Here is a 19,549-nt window from a genome sequence, read left to right as displayed (position 1 = left end):
ACCGACTGATCCCGCCAAACCGAAAGGGACTAAATCTTGTCCGCCGCACCGTCTTTCGCCTTCGACAAAAGCTATTCCGGATTTCTGTTCGACATGGATGGCACAATCATCAACTCGATCGCGGCCGCCGAGCGCGTCTGGGGCGATTGGGCGCGCAGCAAGGGGCTGGATGTCGCGGCATTCATGCCCACCATGCACGGTTCGCGTGGCGTCGATACGATCGGCCGGCTCAATCTGCCGGACGTCGATCCGGTGGCGGAGTCGCTGTTGATCACCGAAGCGGAAATCGCCGATGTGGAAGGCGTGGTGCCGCTCCCCGGTGCCATCGAATTCCTGGCCTCGCTTCCGCCGGAGCGCTGGGCAATCGTCACCTCCTCGCCTTATCGGCTGGCGCAGGCACGCCTTGCGGCCGCCGGCGTCCCGGTCCCACGCTTCATCGTCACCGCCGAAGATGTCAAGATCGGCAAGCCCGATCCGCAATGCTACATCCTCGGCGCTGAGCGCCTCGGTCTGCGGCCATCCGATTGCCTGGTTTTCGAAGACGTGATGGCGGGCATCAAAGCCGGTGAAGCCGCTGGCGCCGACGTCATGGTGATTTCGGCGACCCATTCCCATCCCCTCGATACCAATCATCGGACGCTGCTGAACTATGAGAATGTCCGCGCGCATATTGATGAAGACGGCCGGATCTCGGTGATGCGTCGGGACGGTTGACGCCTCCGGCGAGCATGCAATCACCGCATGTCGCGTTCACGCATTGCAATGGGCCGCTGGCTCATTATGTTTTCGTGATATTGTCGAAATCCGCGAAAGCCCGATGACCCCCAAAGAGCTGAAAACCCTATATCGCAACGAGCGCCTGGCAGCACGTGATGCCATTTCTCCCGACGAGCGTATCGAAAAGGGGCTGGCGATGCTTGCGCATGCCGGCGATGCGATCGAGTTTCAACCCGGAGAAATCATATCCGGCTTCCTGCCAATCCGATCGGAAGTGGACATACGGCCGCTGATGGCACGGCTGCGCGAGAGGGGTGCGCGGCTTTGCGTGCCGGTCATTCTCGACAAACGCACCATCGTTTTCCGCGAACTCGTTCCGGGTGCGGAACTGGTTTCCAGCGGCTTTGGCACGGCAGGGCCGGGGCCGGAAGCTGCGGTTTTGGACCCACAGATCATGCTGGTGCCGCTTTCGGCTTTCGACAATACCGGTCATCGCATCGGCTACGGTGCGGGCTATTACGACCGCGCCATTGATCGGCTACAGCAAAAAGGGCTGAATCCACGATTGATCGGCATTGCTTTTGATTGCCAAGAAGTGCCATCAGTACCGGCTGAGCCGCATGATGTCCGTCTTGACGCGATTTTGACCGAGAGCGGACTCAATTTCGTTTCCGTAGAGGTTGGATAGGAATGCGGCTGCTATTTTTAGGTGACATGGTCGGCAAGACTGGACGGGTTGCGGTATGGGATCGCCTGCCGGGCCTGATTTCCGATCTGAAGCTCGACTTTGTCATCGTCAATGGCGAGAACGCCGCCGGCGGCTTCGGCATCACCGAGGACATTTTCCTGGAAACGATCAATGCCGGGGCCGATGTGGTGACGACGGGCAATCATGTCTGGGATCAGAAGGAAGCGGTGGTGTTCTGCGAGCGCCACGATCAGTTTCTGCGCCCCGCCAACTATCCGGCCGGCACGCCCGGCCGCGGTTCCAGCATTTATTATGCCCGCAACGGTGCCCGGGTGCTCGTCGCCAACATCATGGGCCGCGTCTTCATGCATCCAGAGCTGGACGATCCGTTCAAGTCGGCGGAGGCGATCCTTGATGCCTGCCCGCTGAAGGAGCAGGCGGACGCCATCGTCTTCGATTTCCATGCGGAAGCGACCAGCGAGAAACAATGTTTCGGGCATTTCGTCGATGGCCGCGCCAGCTTCGTCGTCGGCACGCACACGCATGTGCCGACAGCAGACGCGCAGATCCTGAACGGTGGTACCGCTTACATGTCGGATGCAGGCATGTGCGGCGATTACGATTCCTCGCTTGGCATGGAAAAGGAAGAGCCGCTCAACCGCTTCATCTCGAAGATGCCGAAGGGCCGTTTCGAGGCAGCCTCCGGGCCGGCCACCATCTGTGGCGTCGGTGTCGAGATATCGGATGCGACGGGGCTGGCCGAAAAGATCGCGCCGCTCAGGATCGGGCCCCGCCTGGCTGAGACCATTCCGGAATTCTGGCGTTAGATATTGGCCAGCTATTGATCGCCCGGCGGCGATGACGCGATTGTGAGCAATCCGATCGGGATTGCCGCTGGACGTACCTCAGACCATGCCGCATTCTTCGCCCTCTGTGGAGCTGAAGGGATGGCATGATGCTGCGATTTCCCGTCTTCGCTGTGATCTTTCTGCTCACCGTGGCGGGTTGCAGTATCGCAGATGCCCAGGAGAGACCTTCCCGCCCACATGTCAGCCAATGTCAGGCGATCGCGCAGTCGCTGCCCCGGGCTACATTCGCCAGCTTTTCGAGTTCAGCGCCGATGCCGGCCAACGATCCCGTCGGCGGCGATGTAAAAATCACTTTTCTCGGTCATGCCACTCTCTTCATCGAGACGCCCGGCGGCGTGTCGATCGCGACGGATTTCAGCGGCGTTTTTCAGCCGCCCTATACACCTGATGTCGTGACGATGAACAAGGCGCATCCGAGCCACTACACGCTGACGCCGGACCCGGCGATCAAATATGTGCTGCACGGCTGGAGCGATACGCCGGGCGAGCCGGCGAAGATCAATTTGACCGTCGGCGATACGCTGATCCGCAATGTGGTGACCGATATCCGCTCCTATTCGGGAGGTGTCGAGGCAAATGGCAATTCGATCTTCATCTTCGAAGTGGCCGGCCTTTGCATCGGTCATCTCGGTCACCTGCATTTCGAACTCAACGACAAACAATATGCCGAGGTCGGCCGGCTCGATGTCGTCATGGTGCCGGTCGACGGCGGCCTTACCATGGGCGCTGATAGCATGAGCCGGGTGGTGAAGCGGCTGCGTTCGTCGCTCATTTTGCCCATGCATCGCTGGGGACCACCGATACAGCAATTCCTGGCGATGTTCGGTCCCGATTTCGACGTAGCCTACGCGCCGACCGCAAGCACCACGGTTTCGCTGAAAACCCTGCCGCGAAAGCCGCTGATTTACGTGCTGAAGGGGCTTTGAGCCGATCAGCACGATGCCCGGGCGGCCCTCTCCCTCCGCCCGGGCACTCCTCTGAAGGATATCGTTGCCGAGCGCTCGTCATGGGCGTCTTTACGGGCTTTTTGCTTGAATGAAAGGCGCTTCGCTCTTATAAGGCGGCCCATTCCCAACAAAAGACGTGAACAGGGGTGCCATGGCTGGCCATTCACAGTTTAAAAACATCATGCACCGCAAGGGTCGTCAGGACTCGGTGCGTTCGAAAATGTTCTCCAAGCTGGCGCGTGAAATCACCGTCGCCGCGAAGGCGGGTCTGCCTGATCCGACCATGAACGCAAGTTTGCGCCTGGCGATCCAGAACGCCAAGGCGCAGTCGATGCCGAAGGACAATATCGACCGCGCCATCAAGAAAGCCTCCGGCGCAGACACCGAGAATTACGATGCGGTCCGCTATGAGGGCTACGGCCCCGGCGGCACGGCGATCATCGTAGAGGCGCTGACCGACAACCGTAACCGCACCGCCTCGAACGTCCGTTCGATCTTCACCAAGGCCGGCGGTGCGCTCGGCGAAACTGGTTCCGTCTCCTTCTCCTTCGACCATGTCGGCGAAATCACCTACAAGCCCGAGGCTGGCGATGCCGACAAGGTGATGGAAGCCGCGATCGAAGCCGGCGCCGACGATGTCGAGAGCGACGAAGAAGGCCACACCATAATCTGCGGTTTCGAAGCGATGAACGAAGTCGCCAAGGCGCTGGAAGCGACGCTCGGCGAAGCCGAAACCGTCAAGGCGATCTGGCGCGCCCAGAACAATGTGCCGGTCGACGAAGAAAAGGCACAGTCGCTGATGAAACTCATCGACAGCCTGGAAGACGATGACGACGTGCAGAACGTCTATTCGAACTTCGAAGTCTCCGAAGAGATCCTGGCCAAGCTTTCGGCTTGATGGTCTTTACCTTCTCCCCTGCGGGGAGAAGGTGCCCCGAAGAGGCGGATGAGGGGGCATTGCACCGCAAGATGCTTGGACCCTGCTCGCAATCTAGTTATTTGCCGGTAACGCCCCTCAACCCGCGCGTGCCGCGCGACCTTCTCCCCGCTGGGGCGAAGGTATTTACGCCGCCTTTTTGAACGACGGTAATTGCGCGAATAGCTCCACAGATCTCAGCCGCGCCTCGATGTCATGAATCGGCATCGAGATGATCACTTCATCCGCTTCCGTATCCTTGATGAACTGCGAAAGCTTGGCCTCCGCAGTCTCGGGCGAGCCGACCACGGCGTAGCGGAGCGTATGCTCGACGTTCAATTTTTCCATCGGTGTCCAGAAATCGTCCATGTCCTTGCGGGGGCGTGGGAAGGGGCCGCGGACATTGCGGCGCAGGTTGACGAATTGCTGCTGTGCCGAGGTGAAGTGATATTGCGCTTCTTCATCCGTATCCGACGCCGAGCCCATGATGCCGACCATGACATAGGGCTTGTCAAGCGATGTCGATGGTGTGAAACGGTCGCGATAGATGGCGACCGCGTCGAGCAGGGCTTCGGGTGCAAAATGCGAGGCGAAGGCATAGGGCAGGCCGAGCATGGCAGCGAGATGGGCGCTGTAGAGGCTTGAACCGAGCAGCCAGATCGGCACCTTGGCGCCGTTGCCGGGCACGGCAAGGATCGATTGGTTCTCGTCGGCGGGGCTGAACAGGTGCTGCAGCTCGACAATATCATTCGGAAAGCTCTGGGCGCCGGCATCGAGGTTGCGACGCAGTGCCTGCGCCGTGCGCATATCCGTGCCCGGCGCACGGCCGAGGCCGAGATCGACGCGGCCCGGGAACAGGGCTTCGAGCGTGCCGAATTGTTCAGCGATCACCAGCGGTGAATGGTTCGGCAGCATGACGCCGCCCGAGCCGATGCGGATACGCGAGGTCGCTGCTCCGACGTGGCCGATCACGACCGCCGTCGCGGCGCTGGCAACGCCGGGCATGCCATGATGCTCCGCCAGCCAGAACCTGCTGTAGCCAAGCGCCTCGGCCTTTTGGGCCATGCGCTTCGAGCCTTCAAAAGATTGGCTGACGGTGCTGCCCTCGGCAACGGGCGAAAGATCGAGAATGGAAAAAGGGACCATGGCAAGAGACCTGCGTGGTGAAAAGGGAGGAGCAATGTTCTCCATGTAGGAGTGCGGGCACTCCATTCCAAACCCTGCGCGTCAATTTCGTCATAGCGCTAAAAGCTACTGAAAGACGATTGGCTTCGGAGTTTGTTTTTGTTTTGTTCACATTTTACTGGCACATCTGCTGCTCCAAAGATAGGTTGACGCATGCAGAACACGATTCGAATCATCGGCATCGATCCCGGCCTGCGCCGTACCGGCTGGGGCATTATCGATACATTGGGCAATTCCCTGCGTTTCGTTGCCTCGGGAACCGTGACATCGGATGGCGAGATGGATCTCGCGTCGCGTCTTTGCCAGCTTCATGACGGGCTGGCCGATATCGTCCACAGCTATAAGCCGGACGAAGCCGCGGTCGAACAGACCTTCGTCAACAAGGACGCGGTGGCGACGCTAAAGCTCGGCCAAGCGCGCGGTATCGCCATGCTCGTGCCGGCGCGTGCCGGGCTGCAGGTAGCGGAATATGCGCCGAACGCCGTCAAAAAGGCGGTGATTGGCGTGGGTCATGGCGAGAAGCAGCAGATCCACATGATGCTGAAGATCCTGATGCCGAAAGTGGAGTTCAAAGGCAACGACGCCGCCGATGCGCTCGCCATCGCCATCTGCCATGCCCACAATCGCGGTGCTAGCCGGATGCGTCAGGCGGCACTGGCGGGGTAGCTTGTTCTTGACTTGTTCCGGTTGTGCCGCTAAGTATTACTGAAGAGGTATTACCATGCGCGTCACGGAAAAAGGTCAGGTGACCATCCCCAAGGAAATTCGAGACCGGCTGGGCATCGGCCCTGGTTCGGAAGTGGATTTTGTTGCTTCGGGAAACGGGGCGTTGCTGGTCAGAGTGGACAGAGGTGCGCAAGGGCCGATCCGTGATTTCGACGATTGGGCGGAGCGCGTAAAGGGAACGCTTGATCTTGGTGGCATGACCACTGACGAATATATGGAATGGTTGAGGGGTCCACGTGACGACGTCGACCCTCGTTGATACTAATATTTTCATCGATGTCCTTGGTCCGGCAACTTTACACCGGCGGTGGTCACTTCAGTCTCTGAAACAATGCGCAGGCGAGGGGGAACTGGTTATGAACCCCGTTGTGTGGTCGGAATTGGCCGCTTCCGTGCTGACCGAGGAGGACGTGCTGGCAGCCTTGTCGTGGCTGAATCTCAAGCGGGAACATATGCCTTACGAGGCCGCTTTTCGGGCGGGCAAAGCGCACAGGCTTTATCGGCTCACGGGCGGTCAGCGGGAAAGAACATTGCCTGATTTTCTTATCGGTGCCCATGCCGAGTGGCGCCGCTACCGGTTGCTGACGCGGGATGCCGCTCGCTACCGCTCCTACTTCCCTTCACTTGATCTCATTTCCCCTGAAACCCATCCCTGACGGACATCATTCATGATCGGCAAGTTGAAAGGCACACTCGAAGAGATCGGCGAGGACTATGCGCTCGTGGATGTGCATGGTGTCTGCTACGTCGCCTATTGCTCGGCGCGCACGCTGTCGAAACTCGGTTCCGTGGGCGAAGCCTGTGTTCTCTTCATCGAGACCTATGTCCGCGAGGACCAGATACGTCTTTTCGGATTTACGACGGTATTCGAGCGGGAGTGGTTCAATCTTCTGCAGACCGTGCAGGGCGTCGGCGCAAAGGTGGCGCTGGCGCTGTTGTCGACGCTGACGCCGGCGGAGCTTGCCAATGCGATCGCGCTACAGGATCGCAGCGCCGTGTCACGGGCGCCGGGCGTCGGACCGAAGGTGGCGATGCGCATCGTCACCGAGCTGAAGAACAAGGCGCCGGCTTTTGCGGGGGAGGCGATCAATATCGGCCTCAAGCAGGAATTGGGCGAAGGTGTCGCTTCCGCTCCGGTCGCCGACGCAGTGTCCGCGCTCACCAATCTTGGCTATTCCCGCGATCAGGCCGCGAACGCAGTCGCGGCCGCGATGAAATCGGCGGGTGAGGGGGCCGACAGCGCCAAGCTGATCAGGCTGGGACTCAAGGAGCTGTCTCGGTAATCCCTTGCATTTTCCACTTCTCCTTACTATTCTTCAATTGTAAGGAGATTGAGCGATGACCGTGTTTTACGGAACAATGACATCGAAGGGGCAGACAACGGTGCCGGCGGAAGTCAGGGATATTCTAAAATTGAAGCCCGGCGACAAGATTCGCTACGTTCATCGTAACGGCGAGATCATCATGAAGGCAAAAAACAAGCGAGCCATCGATCTTGCTGGAAAATTCTATGATCCGCACCGCGCTCCGATTACGGTCGAAGAAATGGATGATGTGATCGGCGATGCTATTGTCGAGCATGTTTTGGGCAAGGAATGATCGGACTCGACACCAATATCCTGATCCGTTTCTTCCTTCAGGATGATCCTTCGCAGAATGAGAAGGTCACGAAACTATTCGCGCGCCTTCCTGAAATCGGTCCAGGCTACATCAATTGCATCACATTGATGGAGTTTGCCTGGTTTTTACGCCGAAAAACGAAACTGTCGCGATCGCAAATTATGGAAGGTATTTCGGATTTGCTTGAGGCCGAGGATATCTTGCTAGAGGACGAGCTTTTGGTTGAGGAGGTGCTGGGCATCATGGTGTCCTCGCAAGTCGAGTTCGCCGATACGTTCATCGCCTTGCGCAATCGCAAAGCCGGCTGCAATCTGACGATGACCTTCGATGAAAAAGCCGCCAAACGCATACCCGGAATGGAACTTCTGACATGAGCGAAGCCGCACGCCTGATATCGCCGGAAAAGCGGGGCGAAGACTTGGATGTGACGCTGAGGCCGCAGTCGCTGGACGAGTTCACAGGCCAGGCGGAGGCGCGCGCCAATCTAAAGGTGTTTATCGAGGCTGCGAAGGGGCGAGGAGAGGCGCTGGATCACGTGCTGTTCGTCGGTCCGCCGGGTCTCGGCAAGACGACGCTGGCGCAGATCATGGCGAAGGAGCTTGGCGTCAATTTCCGCTCGACCTCCGGTCCGGTCATTGCCAAGGCCGGCGATCTTGCAGCACTTCTGACCAATCTCGAAGAGCGCGATGTGCTCTTCATCGACGAAATCCATCGCCTCAACCCGGCCGTCGAAGAAATCCTCTACCCGGCCATGGAGGATTTCCAGCTTGACCTGATCATCGGCGAAGGCCCGGCGGCGCGTTCGGTGAAGATCGATCTCGCCAAGTTCACGCTGGTTGCGGCGACCACGCGTCTCGGCCTGTTGACGACGCCGCTGCGCGATCGTTTCGGCATTCCGGTTCGCTTGAGCTTCTATACGGTCGAGGAACTGGAGTTGATCGTGCGCCGTGGAGCGCGGCTGATGGGGCTTGGCATAACCGAAGAAGGCGCGCGTGAGATTGCCAGGCGCGCCCGCGGCACCCCGCGCATCGCCGGCCGCCTGCTGCGCCGGGTGCGTGATTTTGCCGAAGTCGCGAAGGCCGAGGCCGTAACCCGCGAGATCGCCGACGAGGCATTGACGCGGCTGCTGGTTGACAATGTCGGCTTCGACCAGCTCGACAAACGCTATCTCAACATGATCGCCGTCAATTTCGGCGGCGGCCCGGTCGGCATCGAAACCATCGCGGCGGGCCTCTCCGAACCGCGCGACGCGATCGAGGATATCATCGAGCCCTATATGATCCAGCAGGGTTTCATCCAGCGCACGCCGCGCGGCCGCGTGCTGACGGCGATTGCCTGGAGGCATCTTGGGATGCAGCCGCCGAAGGACCTGGAGGCAGCACAGTTCAGGCTGTTCCAGGAGGAAGGCGAGTGATTGGTCGACGCGGCTTCCTGAAATTCTTCGGCAGCAGTATCGTCGGGTTAATGACACTCGGCGGCTATGCCTTCGGATACGAGCCCGTCGTGCGGCTGAGCATAGCCCGATACCAGCTCACGCCGCCGGGCTGGACGCCGGGGCTGAAATTGAGGATCGTAGCGCTCGCCGATTTTCACGCTTGCACGCCGTGGATGACGGCTGATCGCATCGCATCCATCTGCGCCCGCGCCAATGATCTCGGTGGCGATATCATCGTTCTCCTGGGCGATTACACATCGGGAACGGATTTCGTAACCGGCCATGTCGATCATCGGGTGTGGGCGGCGGAACTCGCGGCCTTGAAGGCGCCGCTCGGCGTTCACGCGATCGTCGGCAATCATGATTGGTGGCACGATGCGACGGCGCAAAAGCGCGGCGCCGGCCCGACATTCAGTCATAAAGCGTTGGCGGATGTCGGTATTCCGGTTTATTCCAATCGTTCGGCTCGCCTGGAAAAGGATGGATACGGCTTTTGGCTGGCGGGTGTCGAGGATCAGCTTGCTTTGCGCCGGAGCGTGCGCTGGAAGCGCCAGTTCACGACGGGGCTCGATGATCTCTCGGGCACGCTGGCGCAGGTGAATGACGTGGCGCCGGTCATCCTGCTCGCCCATGAGCCCGATATTTTTCCGACCGTACCGTCGCGCGTGTCGCTGACCTTGTCTGGCCATACGCATGGCGGGCAGGTCAGGGTTTTCGGCTGGTCGCCTTATTTGCCGTCGCGCTATGGCGACCGGTATGTCTATGGCCATATCGTCGAGGAGAACCGGCATATTATCGTCTCCGGGGGCCTTGGCTGTTCGGTCGCGCCGGTTCGTGTTGGCGTGCCGCCGGAAATCGTTGTGATCGATCTGGGATAGCACGATGTCGAAACGCAAGATCATCAGGTTGAACGCTGGTCATGCGCGTTATCAGATGCGTGTTGCCGGCCTCGGTTTTCGTGAGGGGCATGTGCTCGTCCATCGCGCCGTGCATGAACCGTTCTGGACCTTTCCGGGTGGCCGGGCGGAAATCGGCGAGACGTCCGAGGAGACGTTGCGGCGAGAGATGATCGAAGAGCTGGGCGTCGAGGTGGCGGTTGGCCGGCTGCTCTGGATGGTGGAGAATTTCTTTCGCTACGAGCGGCGCAATTGGCACGAGCTAGGACTCTATTATCTGATGGATATCCCCCGGAGTTTTCCGTTCCATCCTGAGGAGATTGTTCATCGCCTCAAAGACGGCGACGATCATCTCGAATTCAAATGGGTGCCGGCGACGCGCGAGGCGCTGGTTGCACTGGATATTCCGCCCTATTTCATCGCCGAGGAAATCGAAAGCCTGCCACTGAGTGCGCGCCATCTGGTTTGGCGGGATGGTGATCTCGACAAAGCATAGAGAAGGGAGTGCAGCATGTCAGGTTTCGATCCGATCCGCGTATTCCGCAAGCTCGCTTATAACAATGCGTTGGCGAATACCCGATTGCATCAAGCCTGCTCAGCCCTTCAGCCCGGCGAGTTCGAGGCCAAGCGGGTGAGTTTCTTCCCGTCGATCAAGTCGACGCTCAACCATATCCTGACCGTCGACTGGTTTTACGTCGATGCGCTGGAAGGCGGCACGCTCGGTCTCAAGGCTTTCGACAACGAAGAGCCGTTTGACACGCTGGATGCATTGTCGATGGAGCAAGGCAAAGTCGACCGACGGCTTGCAAATCTATGTGAACATCTAAATCCCGAGGCGCTGGTGCGGCTGGTCGATCTGCATCGGGACAATCGCATCCAGAGGGAACGTGCGGAGGATGTGCTGAGCCATCTCTTCCAGCACCAGACCCATCACCGCGGTCAGGTGCATGCCATGCTCGCCGGCAGCAGCGTCGCCCCGCCGCAGTTGGATGAATTCATCGTTGCCGACGACGCGAGGTTTCGGGGTGAGGAATTGGCGGTGCTTAGCTGGGACGAGACGATGCTGATGCGCTGAAGGTCGCAGGGCGTGACGGCATTGCCAATCTCGCAACCGTCTCTTGCAGCAACGCCGCCCCGCCGCCGCGCCAGCCGAGTGCCTGGATTTTCGAGGTATCCATGACGCTGACGGCGCCTTGTGGTGTGGGTGCGGGCCGGGGGTGCGGAGAGCCGGTTGCCCGCTGCAGATGCGCAAGGATCTCGTGCGTGTCGATGAGAATATCCGAAAGGTTGAAAGCCTCACCGCTGATGCGGCTGGTCTCGGTCTCTAGCAGCAGGCGGACGGCGCGGCCGACGTCCCGGCCGTGGACCTCGGTTCCGGCGCGGGAAAGAACCGACTTTCCCGCTAGGTAATCCGCGAAAAGATCATCCCACTTATTCGGACGGAGCTCGCCGTAGACGCCTGTCGCCCTGAGGCTTGCCGTCGCAAAACCGGGAGCGGAAAGGGAGAAGAGGGCGTGTTCGGCATCGTGCTTCACGTCGCCATAGAGCGTGTTCGGCGTCGGGACCATGTCCTCCGTCAGCATCTCGCCGGCTAGCCGGTCACCATAGACGGCGCGTGAGGAGAGAAAGATGCAGCGGCGGATGCCTGCTCGTTTTGCTGTTTCGAACAGCTTTATGGTGCCATCCCGGTTGAGCCGGCGGAAGCCCTCAGGGTCATCGCCTTCGCCGCCGCGATATCTGCCGGGGACATGCGCGAACGCCGCATGCACGAAGAAATAGGCATCGTCGAAGACGTCGCGCTGATCATCTAAAGGATCGAGGCGAAGCGGTACGAACGTGACGGGCTGCGAGAAGAGGCCGGGTTCCGGTGCGTTGCGGCCGCCGACGGCAACTCGATATCCGGCGGCAAGCAGCTCCTCGACGATATAGCGACCGACGAGACCTGTTCCGCCCGAAACCAGAACTTTCATGCTGCTTCTTTCGGATTGGCGAAGGCGGCGATGTCGGGCACCTCGCGCCCGGCATGGAAATGGTGCCACAAATCGATCAGAGGCTTCAGTTGATCGGCCTTCGGGTGATTCTTCTCCCAAGGCTTCTCATATTGATAGTGCAGGATCGAAATGCCCTTCCAATCCCAAAGCGCGGGCATGGTGAACCATACATATTGCAGCATATTCATGAAGACAGGCAGGCCATGCCAGTCCGGAAAGTATGTCTCGAGAAAGGTCTGGTCGGTGCGCCGCCAGAAAACGTCGGGACGATCGAGCAGCTTCAGCATGTCCTTGAAGGTTGCAAGCGAAGGCTTGGCGACGAAGACGCCGGAATTCATTCGATGAAAATCCGCGAGACTTTCGTAGACATTGGGTGCGGCGGAAAATTCCGGATAGTCGAAGAGCTTGTCGACATTCTTCAGCACCAGCGCATCCGCGTCGATGAAGACGCAGGTGTCGTAGTCGATGAGCTGCCAAAGCCTCAGCTTGCAGAAATTATCGAGCGGCGAGTGGAAGGACGGCTTGCGGCCCTTGGTGAAGGGGGCGTTGGCGTGGAGATTGCCGCGTGCGTGCCGCTCGTTGAATTCATCGGAAAGCGGCAGATGCTCCACGTCCACCAGCCGGCAGCCGAGTCCCTCCAGCGGCGCTAGATCGCTTTCGTCGACGCCTGCCGTGTGCAGCACGACCATATCCGCTTTGGTGTGGGTGCATGAAATCGAGTGCATCAACGCCGTCGCGCCCATGGCGTAGTCGGCATTGGTGACGAGGGTGACAAAGGCTTGCCGCGCTCGCGGGCTGGAGCGTGGCCGCACACCCTGCAGCATTTCGCTTCCGAACATCATGAGACCGACTTCAATCGCTTGCCTTCGGGATCGTGGTTGATCGTCGCTGCCAGATCCTTGGTCCAGGCGGAAACGGCGGGAACGCGCGAGCGATCGACGCGGTAGGTATATTTTCGGGCGACATCGACGATTTCGCTCAAAAGACCCGCTTGCAGGGTGATCGGCGCCAAGCCGAGATCGAGAAACTTGTCGTTCTTGACGATCAGGTCGTTCTCCGGCGCTTCCTTGCGCGGGTTCGGCAGATAAACGATTTCCGCACCGCTCAACTTGGCGATCATTTCGGCGAGATCGCGGACCCGATGCGTCTCCGTCATCTGGTTGAAGATCTCGACGCGGGCGTTGCGCGGCGGCGGGTTCTTCAGCGCCAGCTCTATGCAGCGCACGGAATCCTGGATGTGGATGAAGGCGCGGGTCTGGCCGCCGGTGCCGTGCACGGTCAGCGGATAGCCGATCGCCGCCTGGATGAGAAAGCGGTTCAGTACGGTGCCGTAATCGCCGTCATAGTCGAAACGGTTGATGATCTGCTCATGGCGGCGGGTCTGTTCCGTATGCGTGCCCCAGACAATGCCCTGATGCAGGTCGGTGATCCTCAGGCCATCGTTCTTAGCGTAGAACTGGAAGAGAAGCTGATCCACGCACTTGGTCATATGGTAGATCGAGCCCGGATTGGCCGGATAGAGAATATCCTGGTTGACCGTTCGGCCATCGGCGGTTTCGATGCCGACGGGCAGATAGCCTTCCGGAATGGCGGCGCCAACCGTGGAATAGCCATAGACTCCCATGGTGCCGAGATGGACAAGATGGGCGTCGAGATTGAGCTCGACCAGCGCGTTCAGGAGATTATGGGTGGCGCTGACGTTGTTGTTGACCGTGTAGTTCTTGTGGCGGTCGCTCTTCATCGAATAGGGTGCGGCACGTTGTTCGGCGAAATGCACGATCGCGTCGGGGCGGTGCTCGGCGAGCCACTTCTTCAGAAGTTCATAGTCTTTGGCGAGATCGATGAGGTGGAAGTGGATGCGGCGGCCGGTTTCGGCGTGCCAGATGCGGGTGCGTTCCTGGATCGAATCCATCGGCGTCAGCGATTGCACGCCGAGTTCCGTGTCGATCCAGCGGCGGGAGAGATTGTCGAGAATATGGATCTCATGACCGGCATCGGAGAGATGCAGCGAGGTTGGCCAACCAATGAAACCGTCGCCGCCCATTACCGCTATTTTCATGAGATCATTTCCTTCTGCGTCGACCGCTATCCGGCACCATTCCGGATAGTCAGTATTTATGACAATCGTTCAAAGCTTGCTTGATGGCGGAACTTCGGCCAAAGAGGGTCCCCAGATTTTTTGGAGATGCGGCGACGATGAACAGCCCCTTTCTGATTGCCGGGGAACTGGAAGCCGGTGGCCACCGGCTGGTGCAGCGAGTCTATTATGAGGATACGGATTTTTCCGGTCTCGTCTATCATGCGCGCTACCTCCACTTCCTCGAACGCGGCCGCACGGACTATCTGCGCTGCCTCGGCGTGGAACAGCGCGAGCTTCTGAATGCCGACGAGGAAGGGCTGGTTTTCGTCGTTCACCGCATGGAGATCGACTTCAGGGGACCGGCGCGAATGGACGATCTGCTGGTGATTCGCACGACGACCGAGAAGGCCGGCGGCGCCAAGATGGTGCTTTCCCAGGAAATCCGCCGCGGCGAGACGCTGCTGATCGCGGCTAAGGTCATTATCGCGGTGATCAACGCCAAGGGAAAACCGCGGCGGTTACCCGAGAAGCTGGCCACGCAGATGCTGGTGGCGTCCGAGGCTACAGTTTAGCCTCACGACGCAGGCTGCATGCGCGGCTGGCAGGCCACCGCGCACGGCAATGTCGCGGTCCGAAAAGTCTCCTTGCTAAAACTTGACTTTTGTGTGAAGGAATTTCCGCGCGCAAGATTTGTTTTGTGCCTGCCGCCGGTTTTGCCGGGTTCGTTCTTCCAGCAGACAGAATAACCTTCGTCACCGTCCAATCTTTTATGCTCCGACGCTAACATTCTTTTAACCATAATAGTGTCTTACTGCCGATGTCGGAGTTTGTGCGGCGCACGCCTTCCTTTGACCAAATTTGACGGCAAGAAGGCAGTTGTAAGCTTGGAAGGCTTTGACCAGGGCGTTCAGCGGCGGCTGCCAAACATTTCTTGTGAGATCACTTTTAGCCGCCCGGTCTAGCGCCGGGCGTTTGGATTCGGGGATTTTGGATCAATGGAACAAGTAGCATTGGCAGCGGCCACCACACCGGACATCACCCTCTGGTCGCTTTTCATGCAGGCGGGCTTGGTGGTCAAGCTCGTGATGCTCGGACTGCTCGCGGCATCCGTATGGACGTGGGCGATCGTCATCGACAAGTATCTGAGCTACGCTCGGGCACGCCGGCAGTTCGATCATTTCGAACAGGTCTTCTGGTCGGGTCAGTCGCTCGAGGAACTCTATCGCACGCTTTCGGAGCGCACCAATACGGGACTCGGCGCCATCTTCGTTGCCGCCATGCGCGAATGGAAGAAGTCGTTCGAGCGCGGCGCGCGTTCGCCGATCGGCCTGCAGATGCGCATCGATCGCGCCATGGACGTCACGCTGGCGCGTGAATCGGAACATCTGATCGCCCGCCTCGGATCGCTTGCGACCATCGGCTCGGCAGGCCCATTCATCGGCCTGTTCGGCACCGTCGTCGGTATCATGACCTCGTTCCAGGCGATCGCCGGTTCGAAGTCGACGAACCTCGCGGTCGTTGCTCCCGGTATCGCCGAAGCCTTGCTCGCGACCGCGATCGGCCTCGTCGCGGCTATTCCCGCGGTTATCGCCTACAACAAGTTCTCGGCCGATGCCGGCAAGCTGTCGGCGCGCATGGAAGGCTTTGCGGACGAATTCTCCGCAATCCTGTCGCGCCAGATCGATGAGAAGCTGCAGCCGCGCCAGGCGGCGCAGTAAGTCGCAGACGGAACCGGAGTAAATCACATGGCAATGTCTGTTGGAGGCAAAGGTGGCGGCGGTGGCCGCCGGGGCGGACGCCGCGGCGGTGGCCGGGGTGGTCCGATCGCCGATATCAACGTGACGCCGCTCGTCGACGTCATGCTCGTGCTGCTGATCATCTTCATGGTGGCCGCGCCGATGATGACGTCGGGCGTGCCGATCGACTTGCCGCAAACGCAGGCTGGCGCGTTGAACGCCCAGACCCAGCCAATCACCATTTCCATCAAGCAGGATGGCCAGGTCTTCCTGCAGGAAACGCAGATCGAAGCGGCTGACATTGCCGCCAAGCTGAAGGCGATCGCCACCACCGGCTATAACGAACGCATTTTCGTGCGCGGCGACGGGAAAGCGCCCTATGGCGTCATCGCCGACGTCATGTCGCGCATTCAGGAGGCTGGTTACAAGAATATCGGCCTGGTTACGCAGCAGATAACGGACCACTGACGGATCGCCATGAAGCGTAGCATCGCCACATCTGCGGTCATTCACATCTTGGTGCTGATCGGCGCCATGTTGACGCTGAGTGCGCCTGCGCCTCTGGAGACGCCGGAAAGCACGGCAATGGATGTCGATATCGTCCCTGCCGATCAAATGCAGCAGGGCGAGAAAAAGGCACCTGTTACGGATCACGTCGCGCGGAAGCAGACGACTAAGCAAGATCAGGTCGCCAATGCTCAGAATGTTGGCGAGAACAACGTCGATATCAAGAACCCGGTCGTACCGACCCAACGGCCGGAGAGCGACACAGCGGCATTAGCACCGAAGAAGGTGGATACGCCTGTTCCGCAGAACGATCCGCGGCCGAACGACGTCAAGACCATCGAGCAGCAGGATACTGAGGCTGCGCCGAAAGAAGTGGCCGCCATTCCGCAGCAGAAGCCAGACGTGACTCCAACGCCGACGCCCCCGCCGCCGAAGACGGAACCGACGCCGCAGAAGGCCGAGGTCACGCCTGCTCCGACCCCAACACCTACGCCAACTCCCACTCCGCAAAAGGCTGATCCGAAGCCGGTAACCGAAAATCCGACCGAGCAGGCTGCACAGCCACCAGCGGACAAAGTTCCCGTTCCCGATGTGAAGCCGCAGCCAGTGCAGCCGCCGAAGACCGCGGAGGCAAAGCCCGACCCCAAACCGGAGCCGAAGCCCGTTGCGAAGCCTCAACAGGTAGCGGACGCGAAGCCGACGGCGAAGCCCACGGATAAGACGATCACTCAGAGTACCAGCAAGAATACCTCGACTGATGACGGCCACAAGGACAGCGACAAGAAACACGAAACTGCTAAAGGCTCCAACAAAGGGCTGGACGATGGCCTAGCTGATCAGATCGCAAACGTTCTGAACAATACATCGTCAAAGGGCGGCGCAGCGCGTTCGTCCAAACAGGCTTCCGCCGGCGCCGATACCCAGGTCGCCTCGCGCGGTGGCATGAAATCGCTCGGGGGAGGCAAGCTCAGCCAGAGCCAGCAGGATGGGCTGCGTGATTTGATCCAAAAGTACTGGAACCTCCCTCCCGGTCTCGAGGGCGCTGGCGACGTGCGGATCAAGGTGCACTTCAGGCTCGACAAGTCTGGCCAGATCATCGGCGAACCGGAGGCGACGACGAGCGGCGGCCCGGCTTCAACGCAGGCCGCAATGCAGGGCGCCTCGGTGCGTGCCGTGCTCCGGGCGCAGGCGGATTACCTGAAAATTTTGCCGCCGGATAAGTATGACGACTGGCAGGAAGTCGTCGTCAATTTCAGTGCGGCGGATATGGGGATGTGATGCGAGCAGTGCAGCTTTTGACCAACCACTGTCCCCGTTTCGGCCTGAGCTTGCTTATGGCTCTTGGGATCATGCTGGCAGGTTCAGCGTCAGCTCAGCCTGCGAATGCCGCCGGCGCGCGTCCGCTTGAGCGCGCGGCTGCGGATGGCATTCGCGAGAAAGTGGCGGAGAATTGGAATATCATGCCGGGGCTGCCCGGCATGAACAATGTCCATGTTCAAATTCGCCTCAGGCTCGATCGCACTGGGCAGATCGCGGGCGAGCCATACCTCACGACAAGGGGCGGCCCCAAAAAGACGCAGATTGCTGTTGCGGCAAGTGCTGTGCGTGCCCTCCTTAGGGCGGCACCTTTCAAGAACTTGCCGCGGACTCAATTCGACAATGAAACTAGCTCGGTCGAAGTCATCCTGAACTGCGCACCGGGCGACATGGCGCTTTAATGCTGAAAGGCTTGGCACATATGATCAGAAAAACCCTCGTTCCTCTCCTGCTGGTACTGGCAGGCCTGACGGCAGCCCTCGCCACTCCGGCTTATGCTGTGGTTGAACTCAATATCAACAAGGGCAATGTCCAGCCCATGCCGATCGCCATCACCGATCTTTTGTCGAATGATGGTCTGGGTGCACAGATTTCCGGCGTGATCGCTGCCGACCTGCAGCGGTCCGGCCTGTTCGCACCGGTCAACAAGCAGGCCTTCATCGAGAAGATCAGCAATCCGGACGCCACGCCGCGCTTCCAGGACTGGACGGCGATCAACGCTCAGGCGCTGGTGACCGGCCGGGTGACGCAGGAGGGCGGCCGTCTTCGCGCCGAGTTCCGCCTGTGGGACACCTATGGCAGTCAGCAGATGATCGGTCAGCAATTCTATGCGCAGCCGGACAACTGGCGTCGCGTCGCCCACATCATTGCTGACGCGATCTATGAAAAGATCACCGGCGAGAAGGGCTATTTCGACACCCGCGTCGTTTTCGTCGCCGAAAGCGGCCCGAAGACGGCCCGCAAGACGCAGCTCGGCATCATGGACCAGGACGGCTTCAACGCCCGCATGTTGACGGACGGCAGCGATCTCGTGCTGACACCACGCTTCTCGCCGAACCGGCAGGAAGTCACCTACATGTCCTTCGCCAATCAACAGCCGCGTGTCTATCTGCTGCAACTGCAGACGGGCCAGCGCGAGCTGGTCGGCAATTTCCCGGGCATGACTTTTTCGCCACGCTTCTCGCCGGATGGCCAGCGGGTGATCATGAGCCTACAGCAGGAAGGCAACGCCAACATCTATACGATGGACCTGCGCTCGCGCACGACGACCCGCCTGACATCGACGGCGGCCATTGACACGTCGCCATCCTATTCGCCCGACGGCACGCAGATCGCCTTCGAAAGCGACCGCGGCGGCAAGCAGCAGATCTACGTGATGAATGCGGATGGTTCCAACCAGCACCGCATTTCCTTCGGCGACGGCGCCTATTCGACGCCGGTCTGGTCGCCGCGCGGCGATCTCATTGCCTTCACCAAGCAGTCCGGCCAGTCGTTCTCTATCGGCGTCATGAAGACGGATGGTTCGGGTGAGCGTCTGCTGACCACAGGCTTCCACAATGAGGGTCCGACCTGGGCCCCGAATGGCCGCGTCATCATGTTCTTCCGCGAGCCGCAAGGCTCCAGTGGGCCGCAGCTCTATTCGATCGATCTGACGGGCTATAATGAACAGAAGATCCCGACCCCGGGCTTCGCCTCCGACCCGGCCTGGTCGCCGCTCCTCGAGTAGGGCTGGCCGAGCATGATCGTGTGGCGACGGTTCGCGCTGTGCAAAGCGCGGACCGGTTTCGGATAAGATCATGTAAAGAAAGCAGCTTGTGCGGGCGGCGGCTCGAAATGTCGCTGATCCGCTCAAGCGTCACTTTGTCGCCGCAAAGTCCTGTGAGTGGACCAATTCGGGACAAGTTTAGGACATCATTAAC

25 protein-coding genes are annotated in these 19,549 nt (G+C 59.8%); 21 read left to right on the top strand and 4 right to left on the bottom strand.

The window, feature by feature from the left end; all coding sequences use genetic code 11:
* Positions 1-36 precede the first annotated feature (36 nt).
* From K290_RS0126090 to K290_RS0126070, 5 genes are all read left to right on the top strand, one after another.
* Positions 37-714, top strand: a complete 678-nt coding sequence (locus K290_RS0126090) for an HAD-IA family hydrolase (RefSeq protein ID WP_028754582.1) — start codon at positions 37-39, stop codon at positions 712-714.
* A gap of 103 nt (positions 715-817) precedes the next feature.
* On the top strand, positions 818-1,405 hold the full coding sequence (locus K290_RS0126085) for a 5-formyltetrahydrofolate cyclo-ligase (protein ID WP_028754581.1): 588 nt from the start codon (positions 818-820) through the stop codon (positions 1,403-1,405).
* 2 nt (positions 1,406-1,407) lie between these two features.
* Positions 1,408-2,232, top strand: coding sequence for a TIGR00282 family metallophosphoesterase (locus tag K290_RS0126080; protein ID WP_028754580.1), 825 nt, complete (start codon positions 1,408-1,410; stop codon positions 2,230-2,232).
* A gap of 125 nt (positions 2,233-2,357) precedes the next feature.
* Positions 2,358-3,200: an MBL fold metallo-hydrolase gene (locus K290_RS0126075; RefSeq protein ID WP_028754579.1), complete on the top strand. Its 843-nt coding sequence runs from the start codon at positions 2,358-2,360 to the stop codon at positions 3,198-3,200.
* Between the two features lie 172 nt (positions 3,201-3,372).
* Complete coding sequence (locus K290_RS0126070; protein WP_028754578.1) at positions 3,373-4,119, top strand: YebC/PmpR family DNA-binding transcriptional regulator; 747 nt, start codon at positions 3,373-3,375, stop codon at positions 4,117-4,119.
* A 165-nt stretch (positions 4,120-4,284) separates the two neighbouring features.
* Here K290_RS0126070 and K290_RS0126065 read toward each other — a convergent pair whose 3' ends face one another.
* Positions 4,285-5,283 (bottom strand): LLM class flavin-dependent oxidoreductase, encoded by a 999-nt coding sequence (locus K290_RS0126065; protein ID WP_028754577.1) that lies wholly within the window; start codon positions 5,281-5,283, stop codon positions 4,285-4,287.
* A gap of 192 nt (positions 5,284-5,475) precedes the next feature.
* Between K290_RS0126065 and ruvC the strand changes: the two genes are divergently transcribed.
* From ruvC to K290_RS0126015, 10 genes are read left to right on the top strand one after another with little or no spacing between them, the layout of a single operon-like run.
* Complete coding sequence (gene ruvC / locus K290_RS0126060) at positions 5,476-5,988, top strand: crossover junction endodeoxyribonuclease RuvC (protein ID WP_028754576.1); 513 nt, start codon at positions 5,476-5,478, stop codon at positions 5,986-5,988.
* Between the two features lie 55 nt (positions 5,989-6,043).
* Positions 6,044-6,307: an AbrB/MazE/SpoVT family DNA-binding domain-containing protein gene (locus tag K290_RS0126055; RefSeq protein WP_028754575.1), complete on the top strand. Its 264-nt coding sequence runs from the start codon at positions 6,044-6,046 to the stop codon at positions 6,305-6,307.
* Positions 6,285-6,704: a type II toxin-antitoxin system VapC family toxin gene (locus K290_RS0126050; RefSeq protein WP_028754574.1), complete on the top strand. Its 420-nt coding sequence runs from the start codon at positions 6,285-6,287 to the stop codon at positions 6,702-6,704. The genes K290_RS0126055 and K290_RS0126050 overlap by 23 nt, the downstream gene beginning before the upstream one ends.
* Before the next feature lie 12 nt (positions 6,705-6,716).
* Positions 6,717-7,331: a Holliday junction branch migration protein RuvA gene (gene ruvA, locus K290_RS0126045; protein WP_028754573.1), complete on the top strand. Its 615-nt coding sequence runs from the start codon at positions 6,717-6,719 to the stop codon at positions 7,329-7,331.
* Positions 7,332-7,386: 55 nt separating this feature from the next.
* The gene (locus tag K290_RS0126040) at positions 7,387-7,647 is read left to right on the top strand and encodes an AbrB/MazE/SpoVT family DNA-binding domain-containing protein (protein ID WP_028754572.1); all 261 of its coding nucleotides are present in this window, start codon (positions 7,387-7,389) and stop codon (positions 7,645-7,647) included.
* A complete protein-coding gene (locus K290_RS0126035; RefSeq protein ID WP_028754571.1) occupies positions 7,644-8,042 on the top strand; it encodes a type II toxin-antitoxin system VapC family toxin in 399 nt (132 codons plus the stop codon). Before K290_RS0126040 ends, K290_RS0126035 begins: the two co-directional genes overlap by 4 nt.
* Entirely contained in the window at positions 8,039-9,082 is a 1,044-nt protein-coding gene (ruvB, locus tag K290_RS0126030; RefSeq protein WP_028754570.1) for a Holliday junction branch migration DNA helicase RuvB, read from the top strand. The genes K290_RS0126035 and ruvB overlap by 4 nt, the downstream gene beginning before the upstream one ends.
* On the top strand, positions 9,079-9,981 hold the full coding sequence (locus K290_RS0126025; protein WP_028754569.1) for a metallophosphoesterase: 903 nt from the start codon (positions 9,079-9,081) through the stop codon (positions 9,979-9,981). Before ruvB ends, K290_RS0126025 begins: the two co-directional genes overlap by 4 nt.
* Positions 9,982-9,985: 4 nt before the next feature.
* Positions 9,986-10,495, top strand: a complete 510-nt coding sequence (locus K290_RS0126020; RefSeq protein WP_028754568.1) for an NUDIX hydrolase — start codon at positions 9,986-9,988, stop codon at positions 10,493-10,495.
* A gap of 15 nt (positions 10,496-10,510) precedes the next feature.
* A complete protein-coding gene (locus tag K290_RS0126015) occupies positions 10,511-11,074 on the top strand; it encodes a DinB family protein (RefSeq protein WP_028754567.1) in 564 nt (187 codons plus the stop codon).
* Here K290_RS0126015 and K290_RS0126010 read toward each other — a convergent pair.
* From K290_RS0126010 to K290_RS0126000, 3 genes are read right to left on the bottom strand one after another with little or no spacing between them, the layout of a single operon-like run.
* The gene (locus tag K290_RS0126010; protein WP_028754566.1) at positions 11,043-11,969 is read right to left on the bottom strand and encodes an NAD-dependent epimerase/dehydratase family protein; all 927 of its coding nucleotides are present in this window, start codon (positions 11,967-11,969) and stop codon (positions 11,043-11,045) included. The two genes, K290_RS0126015 and K290_RS0126010, sit on opposite strands and share 32 nt — an antisense overlap.
* Positions 11,966-12,829, bottom strand: a complete 864-nt coding sequence (locus tag K290_RS0126005) for a glycosyltransferase (RefSeq protein ID WP_245276679.1) — start codon at positions 12,827-12,829, stop codon at positions 11,966-11,968. The genes K290_RS0126010 and K290_RS0126005 overlap by 4 nt, the downstream gene beginning before the upstream one ends.
* Positions 12,829-14,049, bottom strand: coding sequence for an NAD-dependent epimerase/dehydratase family protein (locus K290_RS0126000; protein WP_028754564.1), 1,221 nt, complete (start codon positions 14,047-14,049; stop codon positions 12,829-12,831). Before K290_RS0126000 ends, K290_RS0126005 begins: the two co-directional genes overlap by 1 nt.
* Before the next feature lie 137 nt (positions 14,050-14,186).
* Here K290_RS0126000 and ybgC point away from each other — a divergent pair, with 137 nt between their 5' ends.
* The 6 genes from ybgC (at position 14,187) to tolB (ending at position 19,356) form a co-directional block, all read left to right on the top strand.
* Positions 14,187-14,642 (top strand): tol-pal system-associated acyl-CoA thioesterase, encoded by a 456-nt coding sequence (gene ybgC / locus K290_RS0125995; protein ID WP_028754563.1) that lies wholly within the window; start codon positions 14,187-14,189, stop codon positions 14,640-14,642.
* A gap of 423 nt (positions 14,643-15,065) precedes the next feature.
* Positions 15,066-15,788 (top strand): protein TolQ, encoded by a 723-nt coding sequence (tolQ, locus tag K290_RS0125985; protein WP_028754562.1) that lies wholly within the window; start codon positions 15,066-15,068, stop codon positions 15,786-15,788.
* Between the two features lie 27 nt (positions 15,789-15,815).
* Positions 15,816-16,274: a protein TolR gene (gene tolR, locus K290_RS0125980; RefSeq protein WP_028754561.1), complete on the top strand. Its 459-nt coding sequence runs from the start codon at positions 15,816-15,818 to the stop codon at positions 16,272-16,274.
* Between the two features lie 9 nt (positions 16,275-16,283).
* Positions 16,284-17,591 carry a hypothetical protein gene (locus K290_RS0125975; RefSeq protein WP_028754560.1) on the top strand — a complete coding sequence of 436 codons (1,308 nt, stop codon included), beginning with the start codon at positions 16,284-16,286 and terminating at the stop codon, positions 17,589-17,591.
* Positions 17,592-17,599: 8 nt separating this feature from the next.
* Entirely contained in the window at positions 17,600-18,031 is a 432-nt protein-coding gene (locus tag K290_RS35030; protein WP_154668670.1) for an energy transducer TonB, read from the top strand.
* Positions 18,032-18,051: 20 nt separating this feature from the next.
* Positions 18,052-19,356, top strand: coding sequence for a Tol-Pal system beta propeller repeat protein TolB (gene tolB, locus K290_RS0125965; protein ID WP_028754559.1), 1,305 nt, complete (start codon positions 18,052-18,054; stop codon positions 19,354-19,356).
* Positions 19,357-19,549: the final 193 nt, after the last annotated feature.

Origin of the sequence: Rhizobium leucaenae USDA 9039, assembly GCF_000426285.1 — a bacterium.
In the GTDB taxonomy this organism is placed as follows: Bacteria; Pseudomonadota; Alphaproteobacteria; order Rhizobiales; family Rhizobiaceae; genus Rhizobium; species Rhizobium leucaenae.
Note: the sequence above shows the minus strand (reverse complement) of the source record. Positions and strands in the feature narration are given on the sequence as shown.

Bases quoted from the DNA above. Each gene is read 5' to 3' on its own strand.
- K290_RS0126085 (WP_028754581.1), top strand. From the start codon at position 818: ATGACCCCCAAAGAGCTGAAAACCCTATATCGCAACGAGCGCCTGGCA.
- K290_RS0126080 (WP_028754580.1), top strand. From the start codon at position 1,408: ATGCGGCTGCTATTTTTAGGTGACATGGTCGGCAAGACTGGACGGGTT.
- K290_RS0126075 (WP_028754579.1), top strand. From the start codon at position 2,358: ATGATGCTGCGATTTCCCGTCTTCGCTGTGATCTTTCTGCTCACCGTG.
- K290_RS0126070 (WP_028754578.1), top strand. From the start codon at position 3,373: ATGGCTGGCCATTCACAGTTTAAAAACATCATGCACCGCAAGGGTCGT.
- K290_RS0126065 (WP_028754577.1), bottom strand. From the start codon at position 5,283: ATGGTCCCTTTTTCCATTCTCGATCTTTCGCCCGTTGCCGAGGGCAGC.
- ruvC (WP_028754576.1), top strand. From the start codon at position 5,476: ATGCAGAACACGATTCGAATCATCGGCATCGATCCCGGCCTGCGCCGT.
- K290_RS0126055 (WP_028754575.1), top strand. From the start codon at position 6,044: ATGCGCGTCACGGAAAAAGGTCAGGTGACCATCCCCAAGGAAATTCGA.
- ruvA (WP_028754573.1), top strand. From the start codon at position 6,717: ATGATCGGCAAGTTGAAAGGCACACTCGAAGAGATCGGCGAGGACTAT.
- K290_RS0126040 (WP_028754572.1), top strand. From the start codon at position 7,387: ATGACCGTGTTTTACGGAACAATGACATCGAAGGGGCAGACAACGGTG.
- K290_RS0126035 (WP_028754571.1), top strand. From the start codon at position 7,644: ATGATCGGACTCGACACCAATATCCTGATCCGTTTCTTCCTTCAGGAT.
- ruvB (WP_028754570.1), top strand. From the start codon at position 8,039: ATGAGCGAAGCCGCACGCCTGATATCGCCGGAAAAGCGGGGCGAAGAC.
- K290_RS0126020 (WP_028754568.1), top strand. From the start codon at position 9,986: ATGTCGAAACGCAAGATCATCAGGTTGAACGCTGGTCATGCGCGTTAT.
- K290_RS0126015 (WP_028754567.1), top strand. From the start codon at position 10,511: ATGTCAGGTTTCGATCCGATCCGCGTATTCCGCAAGCTCGCTTATAAC.
- K290_RS0126010 (WP_028754566.1), bottom strand. From the start codon at position 11,969: ATGAAAGTTCTGGTTTCGGGCGGAACAGGTCTCGTCGGTCGCTATATC.
- K290_RS0126005 (WP_245276679.1), bottom strand. From the start codon at position 12,829: ATGTTCGGAAGCGAAATGCTGCAGGGTGTGCGGCCACGCTCCAGCCCG.
- K290_RS0126000 (WP_028754564.1), bottom strand. From the start codon at position 14,049: ATGAAAATAGCGGTAATGGGCGGCGACGGTTTCATTGGTTGGCCAACC.
- ybgC (WP_028754563.1), top strand. From the start codon at position 14,187: ATGAACAGCCCCTTTCTGATTGCCGGGGAACTGGAAGCCGGTGGCCAC.
- tolQ (WP_028754562.1), top strand. From the start codon at position 15,066: ATGGAACAAGTAGCATTGGCAGCGGCCACCACACCGGACATCACCCTC.
- tolR (WP_028754561.1), top strand. From the start codon at position 15,816: ATGGCAATGTCTGTTGGAGGCAAAGGTGGCGGCGGTGGCCGCCGGGGC.
- K290_RS0125975 (WP_028754560.1), top strand. From the start codon at position 16,284: ATGAAGCGTAGCATCGCCACATCTGCGGTCATTCACATCTTGGTGCTG.
- tolB (WP_028754559.1), top strand. From the start codon at position 18,052: ATGATCAGAAAAACCCTCGTTCCTCTCCTGCTGGTACTGGCAGGCCTG.